Source organism: Cryobacterium sp. TMT1-66-1, from assembly GCF_004403435.1.
Taxonomy (GTDB): domain Bacteria; phylum Actinomycetota; class Actinomycetes; order Actinomycetales; family Microbacteriaceae; genus Cryobacterium; species Cryobacterium flavum.
Genome location: NZ_SOGP01000009.1, coordinates 160,738 through 175,118, shown reverse-complemented (window position 1 = coordinate 175,118; position 14,381 = coordinate 160,738). Strand labels below are relative to the sequence as shown.

12 protein-coding genes and 2 tRNA genes are annotated in these 14,381 nt (G+C 60.7%); 2 read left to right on the top strand and 12 right to left on the bottom strand.

The window, feature by feature from the left end; all coding sequences use genetic code 11:
• Positions 1 to 104: 104 nt before the first annotated feature.
• Positions 105 to 923 (bottom strand): class E sortase, encoded by an 819-nt coding sequence (locus tag E3T29_RS06700; protein ID WP_241987680.1) that lies wholly within the window; start codon positions 921 to 923, stop codon positions 105 to 107.
• An 80-nt stretch (positions 924 to 1,003) separates the two neighbouring features.
• On the opposite strand from E3T29_RS06700, the gene E3T29_RS06695 reads away from it, so the two are divergent.
• Positions 1,004 to 1,249, top strand: coding sequence for a cell division protein CrgA (locus E3T29_RS06695; protein ID WP_092338388.1), 246 nt, complete (start codon positions 1,004 to 1,006; stop codon positions 1,247 to 1,249).
• 152 nt (positions 1,250 to 1,401) lie between these two features.
• On the opposite strand, the gene E3T29_RS06690 is transcribed toward E3T29_RS06695, so the two are convergent.
• Both E3T29_RS06690 and E3T29_RS06685 read right to left on the bottom strand, forming a co-directional pair.
• On the bottom strand, positions 1,402 to 2,235 hold the full coding sequence (locus E3T29_RS06690; protein WP_092338386.1) for a rhomboid family intramembrane serine protease: 834 nt from the start codon (positions 2,233 to 2,235) through the stop codon (positions 1,402 to 1,404).
• A 20-nt stretch (positions 2,236 to 2,255) separates the two neighbouring features.
• Complete coding sequence (locus E3T29_RS06685) at positions 2,256 to 2,795, bottom strand: peptidylprolyl isomerase (RefSeq protein WP_134344759.1); 540 nt, start codon at positions 2,793 to 2,795, stop codon at positions 2,256 to 2,258.
• A gap of 152 nt (positions 2,796 to 2,947) precedes the next feature.
• Here E3T29_RS06685 and E3T29_RS06680 point away from each other — a divergent pair, with 152 nt between their 5' ends.
• On the top strand, positions 2,948 to 3,475 hold the full coding sequence (locus E3T29_RS06680) for a hypothetical protein (protein ID WP_092338382.1): 528 nt from the start codon (positions 2,948 to 2,950) through the stop codon (positions 3,473 to 3,475).
• 222 nt (positions 3,476 to 3,697) lie between these two features.
• On the opposite strand, the gene E3T29_RS06675 is transcribed toward E3T29_RS06680, so the two are convergent.
• From E3T29_RS06675 to dnaA, 9 genes are all read right to left on the bottom strand, one after another.
• Positions 3,698 to 3,770: transfer RNA gene (locus E3T29_RS06675), tRNA-Ala, on the bottom strand.
• Between the two features lie 68 nt (positions 3,771 to 3,838).
• Positions 3,839 to 3,912 (bottom strand) — tRNA-Ile (locus E3T29_RS06670).
• 135 nt (positions 3,913 to 4,047) lie between these two features.
• Positions 4,048 to 4,452 carry a DUF3566 domain-containing protein gene (locus E3T29_RS06665; protein ID WP_092338380.1) on the bottom strand — a complete coding sequence of 135 codons (405 nt, stop codon included), beginning with the start codon at positions 4,450 to 4,452 and terminating at the stop codon, positions 4,048 to 4,050.
• Positions 4,445 to 7,009 carry a DNA gyrase subunit A gene (gyrA, locus tag E3T29_RS06660; RefSeq protein WP_241987705.1) on the bottom strand — a complete coding sequence of 855 codons (2,565 nt, stop codon included), beginning with the start codon at positions 7,007 to 7,009 and terminating at the stop codon, positions 4,445 to 4,447. Before gyrA ends, E3T29_RS06665 begins: the two co-directional genes overlap by 8 nt.
• Positions 7,010 to 7,076: 67 nt before the next feature.
• Positions 7,077 to 9,095: a DNA topoisomerase (ATP-hydrolyzing) subunit B gene (gene gyrB / locus E3T29_RS06655; protein ID WP_134344757.1), complete on the bottom strand. Its 2,019-nt coding sequence runs from the start codon at positions 9,093 to 9,095 to the stop codon at positions 7,077 to 7,079.
• Between the two features lie 120 nt (positions 9,096 to 9,215).
• The gene (locus E3T29_RS06650) at positions 9,216 to 9,755 is read right to left on the bottom strand and encodes a DUF721 domain-containing protein (RefSeq protein WP_134344756.1); all 540 of its coding nucleotides are present in this window, start codon (positions 9,753 to 9,755) and stop codon (positions 9,216 to 9,218) included.
• Entirely contained in the window at positions 9,748 to 10,914 is a 1,167-nt protein-coding gene (gene recF, locus E3T29_RS06645; protein WP_104129821.1) for a DNA replication/repair protein RecF, read from the bottom strand. Before recF ends, E3T29_RS06650 begins: the two co-directional genes overlap by 8 nt.
• A gap of 5 nt (positions 10,915 to 10,919) precedes the next feature.
• The gene (gene dnaN / locus E3T29_RS06640) at positions 10,920 to 12,077 is read right to left on the bottom strand and encodes a DNA polymerase III subunit beta (protein WP_134344755.1); all 1,158 of its coding nucleotides are present in this window, start codon (positions 12,075 to 12,077) and stop codon (positions 10,920 to 10,922) included.
• 492 nt (positions 12,078 to 12,569) lie between these two features.
• A complete protein-coding gene (gene dnaA / locus E3T29_RS06635; protein WP_092338368.1) occupies positions 12,570 to 13,988 on the bottom strand; it encodes a chromosomal replication initiator protein DnaA in 1,419 nt (472 codons plus the stop codon).
• Positions 13,989 to 14,381: the final 393 nt, after the last annotated feature.

Sequence of the window (14,381 nt, the reverse complement as noted above, 5' to 3'; positions counted from 1 at the left end):
GCCAGCACGGCGAGTACCGCCAGTAACAGGATCAGAACCAAAATGATGCGCACCCAGATTGGCCCGGGAAGAATGCGCCACAGTGCTGCGTAGATGGGAGCCTCCTAGCCCTGGGCTGCGATGATCGGTGCGAGTTCGGCCGGTGCGCCGGCCGAAAGCGGCTGCCACGACTCGAACACGCCGTAGGCGATGATGCGTTCCGCGGTGGAATACAACGGATTACAGCTGGTCAGGGTGATGATCCGGTCGACAGCAGTGGCGTCGGGATTATTCGGAACGGATGCCAGCACCTGCACCTGAGAGGGCGCCACGTACTCGGTATCGCGATACCGGTAGGTGTAATAGCCGTCGGCGGTCTGCACATAGATGGCGTCACCGAGCTGAAGTTCGTTGATCAGGTGCATGCCGCCGCCGAAGGCGCTGCGGTGGGCGGCGATGGCGAAATTGCCCACCCCACCGGGCATCTGAGTGCCGTCGTAGTGCCCGATTCCCAGGCGGTTGCTGTTCAGAACGTCGTGGCCAGTGCCCTCAGCAATGGTGCGGTGATAGTCAGCGCCGAACCGTGGCACATACAACACGGCGAATGCCTGGGCATTGGCCGGAGCGGTAGCCACCATTGGTGCTCCGTAGCCAACCGGTGCAGGTTCTGCACTCGGTTCTGCCGGGTCAGTCGTTGGCACCGGTTCGGGCGTCGACGTGTCCTGTTGGATCCAGTCCTGGCTGATCTGACTGGCAGCATCGGACTGCGAGTTGGCCATGATCATGTCATTCCACCAAAGCTGCCAGCCCAAAAACAGCAACACGAGTGCGCCCGCAGTGATGAGCAGTTCGCCGAGCACGCCGAGCACGCTAATTTTGCCTGATTTCGCCCGGCGCGGGCGCTTGGTGACGATCTCGGTGGGATCGTCGGCCTGGGGACACATAGTGCGAGTCTACCGACCTGAACGGGTACCAGACCTCGCGTCAAATCCACTCAAACAGGCGAAGACGCTAAGATCGCAGAATGGCACGTAAGAATCCCCGCACCCGGCCCGCCCGCACCGACGTTGCCCGCTCGAACGAGGACGCGCCCAATGCCGTCTGGTTCAAGCCGGTCATGTTCGGTTTCATGCTCCTCGGCCTCGCCTGGATCATCGTGTTCTACGTCAGCGGCAGCCAGCTTCCCATTGCGGGGCTTGGCGCCATGAACATTCTGGTCGGCTTCGGGATCGCCTTCATCGGCTTCCTGATGACCACGCGCTGGCGTTAGCCCGGCGACCCTGCACCAACTGTTCGGCCAATGAACGTTGATCCGTTACCGCTGCGTCACCACGGCGTAATAACAAGGGTAATGACACGGGTGTAATTATCCCCATGTGGATAGACCTGTGGATAACTCGCCCTCGCGCAGCGCTCGGTCGGTTAACTCACGAAGAAGCGCGCGAAGCTCAGCAGCACCAACAGTGCGGCGAACGCGCCGATCAGCCCCACCTGCAGGGGCTTCTGACGGATGCGCCGGGTCTGCACGAAGATGAGGCCGAGCACCGCACCGCCGATGATTCCGCCGACGTGCGCCTGCCAGGCAATATTCAGGCCTGGAATGAACCCGATCACGAGGTTGATACCGACCAGCACGAGCAACTGGGTGGCATTGCCGCCGAGTCGGCGTTGAATCACCAGGAACGCGCCCATCAGGCCGAAGATCGCACCGGATGCCCCCACCACGGGAGTGAAGGGATCCGCCAAAAACAGCACCCCGAGTGAACCGGCCAGCGCACTCAGCAGATACAGCGCCAAGTAGCGGCCTCGGCCGAGCAGAGGTTCCAGGAGCTGCCCGAAGATCCACAGCGTGTACATATTCAGCAGCACGTGGAAGATAGAGCCGTGTGCGAGGGCGGTGGTGAGCATGCGCCAGGGTTCAAAACTGCCTGGCTGGGAGAAGAAGCCTGCGTAGATCAGCAAGTTGGTGATCTGATTGCCGAAAACGAACTGCAGAAGGTACACGACGAGCGTTATTCCAATTATGGAATACGTCACGGCAGGCTTCCCGGCGGTCAGTCGGGTGAGCACCGCCGGTTTGGTGCGGGGTGCGTTCTTGCGCTGTTCCTTCATGCACTCGGGGCAGATGACCCCGACAGCGGCCTGGGTCTGGCATTCGGCGCAGATGGTGCGGCCGCAACGCTGGCACAGAATGAAGCTCTGCCGCCCCGGATGACGGTAACAAAAATTCGCCGCCGAGGCCGGCAGATCACTCATTTTCTGTGCAGAGGTACTGGTTAGACGTTCTCGACGGAGACGGTCAGAATCTTGACGTCTTCGAGGGGGCGGTCCCGACCGTCGGTAGCGACCGTGGCAAGCTTGGCGACGATCGCGCGGCTGTCTTCGTCTTCAACGGCACCAAAGATGGTGTGCTTGCCCTGCAGCCAGGTGGTCGGAACGACGGTGATGAAGAACTGTGACCCGTTCGTGCCGTGGCCGCCCTGGATTCCCGCGTTGGCCATGGCGAGCACGTACGGCTTGGTGAAGTCGAGGTCGGGGTTGATTTCGTCATCGAACTGGTAGCCGGGGCCACCGGTGCCCTGGCCGAGCGGGTCGCCGGCCTGAATCATGAAGTCTTTGATGATGCGGTGAAAGATCGTGCCGTCGTAGAGCGGCGTGGTGGAGGCGACGCCGGTGGCGGGGTGCTTCCACTCGAGTTCGCCGGTCGCGAGGCCGACGAAGTTCTTGACCGTCTTCGGCGCGTGATTGCCGAAGAGGTTGACCTTGATCGGTCCGAGGGTAGTGTTCAGGGTGGCGACAGCAGTGTGCTTAGACATACACCGATTCTTGCACAGCTACCTCGACCGAATCTGATTGCCGCCGTGCGCTCCCAGTGCATTCGCTGGCAACTCCGCGATTGAGTGGCAAGATGGGCACTCAGTGGCAAGATAGAGACACATTCGCCACACGACATCGATGGAGGGTCCAGATGAGCCTGTCACGCAAGCGCCGCAAGGAACTCACTCGGCTGCGCAAAAGCGCAGACGAACTATGGAGCCACCAGCAAGAAGTACTGGAGCGAGCAAACGTTCTCGCTCGTCAGGCCGGTCACCAGGCCGGTATTCTTGCTCGCGAAGAAGTAGCTCCGCGCGTACGCGAGAGCTACGACCACTACGTTCGCCCGAGCGTGAACGCCACCCAGGAAGCCGCTGACGGCGTGCGCCGCCGCGTCGTCAACGACGTTCTCCCCGGAATCGGTACCGCCATAGGCACGGTCATGTCCGTCGGTGACGTCGCCCGCGACGCCCGAGTGCGCGCTGCATTAGGTCGCCTCCGTCTGCAGAAGCCGGTTGTGGTCGAACCCAAGGGCCCCGGAGCCGGAACCTACTTCGCCCTCGGCCTGGCCGTGGTCGCCGCCGTAGGCGTCGCCTACGCCGTCTGGCAGACCTTCCGTGCCGACGACGAGCTCTGGGTCGCCGACGACGAGGTTGAACCAGCCGCCAGGCAGGAAGACTAGAGCAGACGCTCGTCCGCTCGTGCAGGGCCCGCATCCACCGGATGCGGGCCCTGCCGCGTTAACGGCGGATGCGGCCGACACGGCCCTGCTGGGAGCCGTACACACGACATCCCAGCGGATGCCCGGCGCCGGCCGGTCACGCAGGCAACAGATTCGTGAGCTGAGGCATCACGCTCGGGCAAAAAGAAGGGCCCGTCCGAAGACGGGCCCTTCACCTGCGTGTGGAGCCACGGGGAATCGAACCCCGGACCTCCTGCTTGCAAAGCAGGCGCTCTACCAATTGAGCTATGGCCCCAATTACCCGACCGGCACGAATGGATAAGCCGGCAGAAGCGGGTGAGAAGTGGTGAATCTGGTGCTGCGTGGGGATACCGGGATTTGAACCTGGGACCTCTTCATTATCAGTGAAGCGCTCTAACCAACTGAGCTATATCCCCCTCTTGGGCAGATTAGAGACTACCGGAATCTGGCCGGAACCTGAAATCGAGCCACCCGTCCAGGCGGAAGAATTACTCGAATCGGGCTGCGAGGGCTGTTTTTGGGGAGAAACAGCCCTCGATCGTTCGGAAAAACTAGTTATTCGTGAAGCCGACGAGCAAGCCGCCGGTTATTTTAACGCTCAGGTTGTAGAGCACCGCGTAGATGGCACCGAGGGCGGTGATCACAACCATGTTCAGAACCGCCACGACGACTGCGAAGCCCATGACGTTGCCGATGGAGAGGATGGCGGCCAGGTCGGCCGATTCTCCCGCGACGGTCGCGTACAGCTCGTCGACCTTGGTCAGCACCTCGGTCTGCACCAGCACGGTGTAGGTGAAGAAGGTGGCCACGATCGTGACGATAGCCAGGCAGACCGCCACCAGGAATGACAGCTTCACGCTCGACCAGAAGTCGACGTAGACCAGTTTGAGGCGAACCTGCTTGCTCGCGGTCTTGCGAGTGGATTTCTTGGCGAGCTTTTCGGCGACGCTACTCATTCGGTGTCTCTACTTTCCCTGAATCCGCGTTCGGAGCAGTGCCCTCTGCAGCACTGGTGTCGACGGTACCAGCCGTGGCATCGGCAACCGCTGCGCCCTCTTCGTCCGTGGCGACCAGATTACGTTCGATGTTTTTCGCGATGGAAATGATTCGATCTTCATCCGCGAATTTCGCGAACACAACGCCCATCGTGTCCCGGCCCTTGGCTGGAACCTCGGCGACGAATGAGCGTACCACCTTGCCGCTGGCAAGAACCACAAGGACCTCGTCCTCGGGGTTCACAATCAACGAGCCAACCAGATCACCGCGGTCGTCGTTGAGCTTGGCCACCTTGATGCCGAGGCCCCCACGATTCTGCAGGCGGTACTGGTCAGCGGCGGTGCGCTTGGCGTAACCACCCTCGGTCACCACGAAGACGTAGCCGTCATCATTGATAACGGATGCGTCCAGCAGGGTGTCCTCGCCGCGAAAGTGCATTCCGATCACGCCCGACGTGCTGCGGCCCATCGGGCGCAGCGCCTCATCGGTGGCGGTGAAGCGAATCGACATGCCCTTGCGAGAGACCAGCAGCAGGTCGGAATCATCTTCGACCAGCAGCGCGGAGACGAGCTCGTCGCCCTCACGTAGCTTGATCGCAATAATGCCGCCAGTGCGGTTGGTGTCGTACTCACTGAGCGCGGTCTTCTTGATCAGGCCGTCGCGGGTGGCGAGGGTCAGATACTGGGCCACCTCGTAGTCGCGAATGTCGAGGATCTGCGCGATTTCTTCACCCGGCTGCAGGGCGAGCAGGTTGGCGACGTGCTGGCCCTTGGCGTCCCGTCCCGATTCCTGCGCCTCATAGGCCTTGGCCCGATAGACCCGGCCGGTGTTGGTGAAGAACAGCAGCCAGTGATGCGTCGTGGTGACGAAGAAGTGTTCGACCACGTCGTCGGCGCGCAGCTGGGCACCCTTGACACCCTTGCCGCCACGGTGCTGGTTGCGGTAGTTGTCGCTGCGGGTGCGCTTGATGTAGCCGCCGCGGGTGACGGTGACTACCATCTCCTCTTCGGGAATGAGGTCTTCGATCGACATGTCGCCGTCGAAACCGAACATGATCTCGGTGCGGCGGTCGTCGCCGAACTTGGCGGTGATCTCGGCGAGTTCTTCGCTGATGATCGTGCGCTGGCGCTCGGGGCTGGCCAGGATCGACTTGAACTCAGCGATCTGCAGTTCGAGTTCGGCGGCCTGGTCGATGATCTTCTGACGTTCCAGAGCGGCGAGACGGCGCAGCTGCATGGTGAGAATCGCGTCGGCCTGCAGCTTGTCCACGTCGAGCAGGGCTATCAGGCCTTCGCGGGCGTCGTCGACAGTGTTGGACCGACGGATGAGCGCGATCACCTCGTCGAGTGCGTCCAGCGCCTTGAGGTAGCCGCGCAGGATGTGGGCATCCGCTTCAGCCTTATTCAGGCGGAACTGGGTGCGCCGAACGATGACCTCGATCTGGTGCGCAACCCAGGCCGAGATGAAGCCATCGAGGGAGAGGGTGCGCGGCACGCCGTCGACGATGGCGAGCATGTTGGCGCCGAAGTTCTCCTGCAGCTGGGTGTGCTTGTACAGGTTGTTCAGAACTACCTTGGCAACGGCATCGCGCTTGAGCACGATCACGAGGCGCTGGCCGGTGCGACCACTAGTCTCATCGCGAATGTCCGCGATGCCGGTGATCTTGGCGTCCTTGACCAGGTCGGCGATCTTGATCGCCAGGTTGTCCGGGTTCACCTGGTAGGGCAGCTCGGTGATCACCAGGCAGGTGCGCCCCTGAATCTCTTCGATGCTCACCACGGCCCGCATCGTGATCGAGCCGCGACCGGTGCGGTAGGCATCCTGAATTCCCTTGACGCCGAGGATCTGCGCGCCGGTGGGAAAGTCGGGGCCCTTGATGCGCGCAATTAGCGCTTCGAGCAGTTCTTCGCGGCCGGCGTCGGGGTTGTCGAGGTACCACTGGGCACCAGCAGCAACCTCGCGCAGGTTGTGCGGGGGAATGTTGGTGGCCATACCGACGGCGATACCCACCGAACCGTTGACCAGCAGGTTCGGAAAACGGGCCGGCAACACGGTCGGCTCGAGCGTGCGGCCGTCGTAGTTGTCTTGAAAATCGACGGTGTCTTCGTCGATGTCGCGCACCATCTCGAGGGCGAGCGGAGCCATCTTCGTTTCGGTGTATCGCGGGGCAGCGGCACCATCGTTGCCGGGGGAACCAAAGTTTCCCTGGCCCAGGGCGAGCGGATACCGCAGGCTCCACGGCTGAACGAGGCGCACCAGGGCGTCATAAATGGAAGAGTCACCGTGCGGGTGGAACTGGCCCATCACGTCGCCGACGACGCGGGCGCACTTGGAGAACGCCTTGTCGGGCCGGTAGCCGCCGTCGAACATGGCGTAGATCACGCGGCGGTGAACCGGCTTCATGCCGTCACGCACGTCGGGAAGTGCGCGCCCGACGATGACGCTCATCGCGTAGTCGAGGTAGGAGCGCTGCATTTCCAGCTGCAGGTCGACCTGGTCGATCTTGCCGTGCTGCACGAGGTGGGCGGCCTTAGCGGCCGCGGTTGCCGCCGTCTCTTCGGCGTTGGGCTGGCCCGTGGTGTCGTCAGATGTCAAGGAAACGCACGTCCTTCGCGTTTTTCTGGATGAAGTTGCGTCGTGATTCGACGTCTTCGCCCATCAGGGTGGAGAAGATTTCGTCGGCGGATGCCGCGTCGTCCAGGGTGACCTGCAGCAGGGTGCGGGATTCGGGGGCCATGGTGGTTTCCCACAGCTCCTTGTAGTCCATCTCGCCGAGGCCCTTGTACCGCTGGATTCCGTTGTCCTTCGGGATGCGCTTGCCGGCGGCGGCACCGTCGGCGAGGAGTGCGTCGCGCTCGATGTCGGAGTACACGTACTGGTGCGGCGAGTTGCTCCACTTGAGCCGGTACAGCGGCGGCTGGGCCAGGTACACGTAGCCGAGGTCGATCAACGGGCGCATGTAACGGAACAGCAGGGTCAGCAGCAGGGTGGTGATGTGCTGCCCATCGACGTCGGCGTCGGCCATCAAAACAATCTTGTGGTAACGAACCTTGTCTGGGTTGAACTCTTCACCGATGCCAGCGCCGAACGCGGTGATCATGGCCTGCACCTCGTTGTTGCCGAGGGCACGGTCGAGTCGGGCCTTCTCCACGTTGAGGATCTTGCCGCGCAGCGGCAGAATCGCCTGCGTTTCGGGGTTACGGCCCTGCACTGCTGAACCGCCAGCCGAGTCGCCCTCCACGATGAAAATCTCAGAAATCGACGGGTCTTTGCTCTGGCAGTCCTTGAGCTTGCCCGGCATACCGCCACCCTCGAGCAGTCCCTTGCGGCGCGCGGTTTCACGGGCCTTGCGGGCTGCCATGCGGGCGTTGGAGGCCTGCAGGGATTTGCGGATGATCTCGCGTGCCGGGTTCGGGTTGCGGTTGAACCAGTCGGTGAGCTGGTCGTTGGCGACCTTCTGCACAAACGACTTCGCCTCGGTGTTGCCGAGTTTGGTCTTGGTCTGGCCCTCGAACTGCGGTTCGGCGAGCTTGATCGATACGACCGCGGTCAGTCCCTCACGCACGTCATCGCCGGTGAGGTTGTCATCCTTCTCTTTCAGGATGCCTTTCTCCCGGGCGTACTTGTTCACGAGCGTGGTCAGCGCGGCGCGGAACCCCTCTTCGTGCGTGCCACCCTCGTGGGTGTTGATGGTGTTCGCGTAGGTATGCACACTCTCGGTGTAAGCCGTGGTCCACTGCATGGCCACTTCGAGGGCCATCTTGCGCTCGTGATCTTCCCACTCGAACGAGATGATCTCGTCGTTGACCAGGTCGGCCTTCTTGGCACGGTTCAAGTACTCGACGTAGTCGACGAGACCCTGATCATATTTGAAGGTGTTGCTGACGACTTTGCCGTCGTCGGTGCGGTGGGCTTCACGCTCGTCAGTGAGGGTGAGGCGCAGTCCCTTATTGAGAAAGCCCATCTGCTGAAACCGTGCGCGCAGGGTTTCATAGTCGAACTCGATCGTCTCGAAGGTTTCCGCACTCGGCCAGAAGGTGATGGTCGTGCCGGTTTCGTCGTTGGCCTCGCCCTGCTCGAGGGGAGCATTCGGAACACCGTTGGCGAAACTCTGGCGCCAGATGAACCCCTGGCGACGAACCTCGACTTCAAGGCGGCTCGACAGGGCGTTGACGACGGAGCTTCCGACGCCGTGCAGGCCACCGGAGACGGAGTAGCCGCCTCCGCCGAACTTGCCGCCGGCGTGCAGCACGGTCAGCACGACCTCAACGGTCGACCGACCCTCTGCCTTGTGAATATCGACCGGAATTCCACGGCCGTTGTCTTCGACGCGGATCGCGCCGTCGGCGAGAATGCGAATGTCAATGGTGTCGCAGTGTCCGGCGAGAGCCTCATCGACGGAGTTGTCGACGATCTCATAGACCAGGTGGTGCAGTCCGCGCGGTCCGGTGGATCCGATGTACATTCCGGGTCGCTTGCGAACGGCTTCCAGGCCTTCGAGTACCTGGATATCATCGGCACCGTACTCGTGCTCCGGCTCCCGCTCCGCCACGGCTGGGGATATATCTGGGGAGGTGCGTTCGGGCGTCGGTTCAACTGTCATCTGAAATTAGGCTCCTGACCATCGCACGGGCGACCATTCAGTCTACCAAACGGGGGGAGACGAACCGGCCATAATCGCCGTTTGACGCGTTTTGTTCAAGGGGTGACCTTAATTGTCGGGTTACCCGTAGGTATCGCGCGGACCACGCCCTGGAATTGATCTGGGACCCTTTTTCCAGGACGGAGCGTTGGGCCCTTGGAAACGAATTGATTGAATGCCCGCGTCTGGGTACCGATGCGCAATGTGTTCCATGATCACATTGCGCATCAGGCGCAATTGGGTGGCCCAGGCCGTGGATTCACAGTGCACCGTGAGCACACCGTCATCGATACCGGCCGGGGTCGAATGGTTGGCGGTTTCTTCACCGGCCAGCTCGGTCCAGGACGCCAGAAGTTCGGACTGGGCCAGCGGTGAATTCCAGCCCAACTGCATGGTCAGCGAATTGATCGTGTCACCCAGACCTCGCGGGTCGCGGCCGATCCCGAAGGGAACACTCGAGCCGACTACTGGCGCAATTCGCTTACGGCCGCGTGAGCGTCTGGCGTTGGGATCACCGAAAACACTCTTGAAGCGCAGATAGACCTGCGCTGCTTCACTGGTACCCGATTCCACCGAACCGACGGTCCCAGTTGTTTCACGTGGAACATTTTCTTCAGCCATCGATGACCGCTCCGGCATGAATGTGAATAGTGTGCGCAACGAGGGCGGGCGGAACATCCTCGAGTACCGCGGCGGTAATCAAAACCTGTTCGAACGACCCGATCGCAGCGGCCAACCGGGCCCGACGCTGCAGGTCGAGCTCGGCAAAGACGTCATCGAGAATCAGGACCGGGTCACCGCTGGCTGACTCCTGCCGCAACAGCTGAGCGGATGCGAGTTTCAAGGACAGTGCGAACGACCACGACTCCCCGTGGCTGGCGTAACCCTTGGCCGGCAAGGCATTGAGCATGAAGACCAGATCGTCGCGGTGGGGTCCGGCAAGGGTGATACCCCGCTCCAATTCGCGTTTTCGCAGTCCGACCAGCGCCGTTCGAAAGATCTCATTGGTAGACGACTCCACCGAAGCCGCAGATTGCGGGACGCTGGCCGGGAGAACGCCGAGATCGGCGTCTTCGTCGGCGCCCAGGATGCTGAGGCTCGCCACCAACGCCGGACCATGATCTTCATTCACGACAGCACGATAGGCCGCCCGCAACGGTTCACCAAGCTGTTGCACGAGTTTGGCGCGCTCGTCGATGATTTCCGAGCCGAACTCCACCAGCCGTTCGTCCCAGATATCGAGTGTGGAGAGTTGGTTGCCGCGCACTCCCGAGGCCCGGGCCGACTTGAGCAGGGTATTGCGTTGTTTGAGCACCCGGTCGTAATCACTGAGCACTGCGGCCAGCCGCGGGCTGCGCAGCACCAACAGCTGATCGAGAAACTTACGACGCCCCGAAGGGTCGCCACGCACCAGGGCAAGGTCTTCCGGAGCAAACACCACACTCGAAAAATAGCGGGGCAGATCGCGGGTCTTGATGACTGACCGGTTGACCTGCGCTCGGTTTTGCCCGGAGCGGTTCAGCTGCACTTCGGCGAGGATATCCCGGCCGTTGTATTCGAGTCGGGCCCGAATAATGCCGGCATCCTGCCCGGAGCGAATCATGGCCTTGTCGGTGGAGACTCGGTGCGATCCGAGCGTGCTGAGAAAGCCGAGCGCTTCGACCAGGTTGGTTTTGCCCTGGCCGTTCCGGCCGACGATGAGGTTCGGGCCCGGAACGAAACCAACCTCGGCGTTCGCATAGTTGCGAAAGTCGGTCAGCGAGAGGTGAGTAACTCGCACCGTTGTTAGCGCAGGAGCAGGTTGGGCTGCAGCAGGTATTTGTAGCTGTCCACTCCGGCCTGCTCGCGCGAGGTCTGGCTGGTGATCAATACCGGCCCGGGCTTATTCGGGTTTTCCGTTTTCGTGAACGAGATGCGCACGAATTCGGAGTGCACAGCGCTGAGCCCGTCCAGGAGAAACTGCGGCTTGAGTGAGACGACGGTCTCGGTGCCGGAGAGAATGGCATCGATGGTTTCCGAAGCCTGGGCCTGCTCGGATCCTACGGCTTCGAGGGTGACTCCGGAGGCGTCGAAAGTGAAGCGCAGCGCGGCCTCACGTTCCAACACGAGCTGCACACGGCGGGTGGCTTCGATCAGGTCCGCCGTGTTCATCACCGCGTAGTTGTCAACGGTGGCCGGGAACAGGCGACGAACGGGAGGAAAATTACCCTTGATCAGCAGCGACGTGACGGTCTTCTTGTTCGCGGTGAACGCGATCAGTTCGCGGTCGTCGCTATTGGTGATAGAAACCGAAATGGTTCCGCTGTGACCGAAAGTCTTACCGACCTCCTGCAGGGTACGGGCCGGCACGAGTGCGGTGATCGTTCCTGCTTCATGGGGGGCGGTGTTGCTGCCCGGATCCCAGTCGATTTCCCGAACCGCGACACGGTACCGGTCGGTGGCTACGAGGCTGAGGCTATTTTCGGTGACCTCGAGCTGCACCCCGGTGATGACTGGGGTGACGTCGTCCCGCGAGGCAGCGACGGCAACCTGAGCGACAGCCGCAGCAAATTCCTCAGCCGGTACGAGGCCGGACTGGGTGGTGACCACGGGAATGCTCGGGTATTCCTCAACCGGCATGGACAGCAGGGTGAAGGTGGCCGAGCCACAGCTGACCTTGATGCGCGAATTTTCCGTGGAAAACCGAACAGGAGCGTTGGGGAGACGGCTGGCGATTTCGGCGAGGAGCCGGCCGGAGACGAGAACTTTTCCGGTCTCTTCAACTTCGGCGACGATCTCGGTCTGGGCAGAGACCTCGTAGTCGAACGACGACAGAATCAAGCCCGTTGCTGTCGCCTCGATGAGTACACCACTCAGAATCGGCAGCGTCGTGCGTTGGGGCAGAAGTTTGACCGCGAAGGAAACTGCTTCGCTGAAGACATCCCGATTGGCCTGAAATCTCACGAAACATTCCTTGCGTTCGACGGGCGGATGGGTGGGCCTCAATGCTAGCTGTTGTCACAGGTCTATTCGTTACCGTGCTGCTCTGAGGGCCCCGGCTCTCAAGGTTGTCGGCTGGATCAAGGTTAAAGAATTCTTGTTAATCTTCTTAACCGTTGTGGAAACTGTGGATAACTCTGTGAAAACCGCTCAGGCATTGGGAACTACACGTTTGTAAGTTGTGGGCGAGCTGTGGAAGTTTGTCATTCGTTTGAGCAAGCGCAACTCGTGATAATTACAAGTTTCTACAGGCAGGCCTCGAGTTTCTACAGGCGACGACCGGTTGTGTGAGTTAATTCCACAGGGTTATCCACAGGTGTGAAAACTAAAAAAATTTCAGCCCCTCCGGGTCAGAACTCGTTCGAGCTTCCGGTGGGGCCGAAATTTTACTTTGGACAGGCCTACTTGTCTCGGTGATCTAGCTGCCGCGAGGGGTCGGTATTTTGCTGTTAGGACCTACTTGTATCGGTGATCCTGCTTGATGCGATTGGTGAGCTCGGTTACCTGGTTATAGATCGACCGACGCTCCTTCATGAGTTCGCTGATCTTCTTATTCGCGTACATCACCGTGGTGTGGTCCCGGTTACCGAAGAGCTGACCGATCTTGGGGAGGGAGAGGTTGGTGAGCTCACGACACAGGTACATGGCTATCTGGCGTGCAGTGGCAATCGCTTGCGAGCGGCTCGACCCGTATAGGTCGTCGACTGATAGTTTGAAGTAGTTGGCCGTGTTCGTAATGATGTCGACCGGGGCGATGACGTTGTCCTCATCCAGGGTGATGAGGTCTTTCAACACCGTCTGCACCAGGTCCATGTCCACCGGCGTGCGATTGAGGCTCGCAAAGGCGGTGACCCGAATCAATGTTCCTTCCAACTCGCGAATATTGGAGGAAACCTTTGACGCCATGAACTCGAGAATGTCGTGGGGAACCTGCAGCTTCTCGCTCTGGGCCTTCTTGCGCAGAATAGCGATGCGGGTTTCGAGGTCGGGTGCCTGGACATCCGTGATCAGGCCCCACTCAAATCGACTGCGCATGCGGTCTTCGAAGCCGGTCAGATGCTTCGGCGGCAGGTCGCTCGTGATCACCACCTGCTTGTTATGGTCGTGCAGCGTGTTGAAGGTGTGAAAAAAGGCTTCCTGGGTTTCAGCTTTGTTCTGCAGAAACTGAATGTCATCGATCATGAGGATGTCGATGTTGCGATATCGGGCCTGAAATGCCGAGCCTCGGTTGTTCGCGATCGAATTAATGAAGTCGTTGGTGAACTCTTCGGAGCTGACATAACGTACGCGGATGCCCGGGTACAGACTCATGGCGTAGTGACCGATTGCGTGCAACAGGTGAGTTTTGCCGAGCCCCGATGATCCATAGATGAAGAGAGGGTTGTAGGCCTTCGCCGGAGCTTCGGCCACGGCCACGGCAGCCGCGTGCGCGAATCGGTTGGACTGGCCGATCACAAAGTTGTCGAAACTGTATTTGGGGTTGAGTCGGGTCTCGTGCGGCTGCGCCGGAACGGCACCTTCGAATACCGATTGCGGCGGGGCTGGGGTGATGACATCGGGTGGGGTCAGTGTCTGTTGCACCGGGCGCAGGGATTCCTGCTCGAGCTCCGGGTTGACGACCACATAGAAGGTCGACACCGCAGTGGCTTCGTCGAGCTGACCCATCGCGGTCAGTAGGGGAACCCGCATTCGCTGATTGAGCATGCTGGCCGTGAACTCGTTCGGCACTTCGAGATAGAAGGTACCGGCGGCGATGCCCTTCGGCTCGACCAGACTGAGGAACCCGTAGAGCATGGGGGTGATCGTGGCGTCGGATTCCAACGTGGTCAGAACGGACCGCCAGGTTTCAGCTATCGGCGCTTCTACGTCTGCCATTGTTCCTACAATCTGTGTATTTCGGTGTTTCGCTACTGGACCGCGGCGGACGGGTGCGGGGCCGCTGTTGAACACCGGCAAGCCGCCGTCAGTTGGCCCGCACTGCGGGCGTTTTGGGGCCTGGTTCGAAATCTGGGTTCGAGTTCATCGTTAAAGTTATCCACCGCTTGTGTATAAAACCGACCTAATTCTCAGGTTGATGTCACCAACCTGTGGATAACTTGTCTTCACGGTAGTCAATCCCGCTCAGCGAGGCGAATTCAGCGGTGAATCGGCTTCTCCGGTTGGTATCTGTGTTGGAGTCATTATTGTGGAGAATCGGCCGATTCGGGGCCTGAGTTTGACCAGACGTGGCCGAGGCCGTAGTTTTAATCAGTTGACCCCATCCCGCGG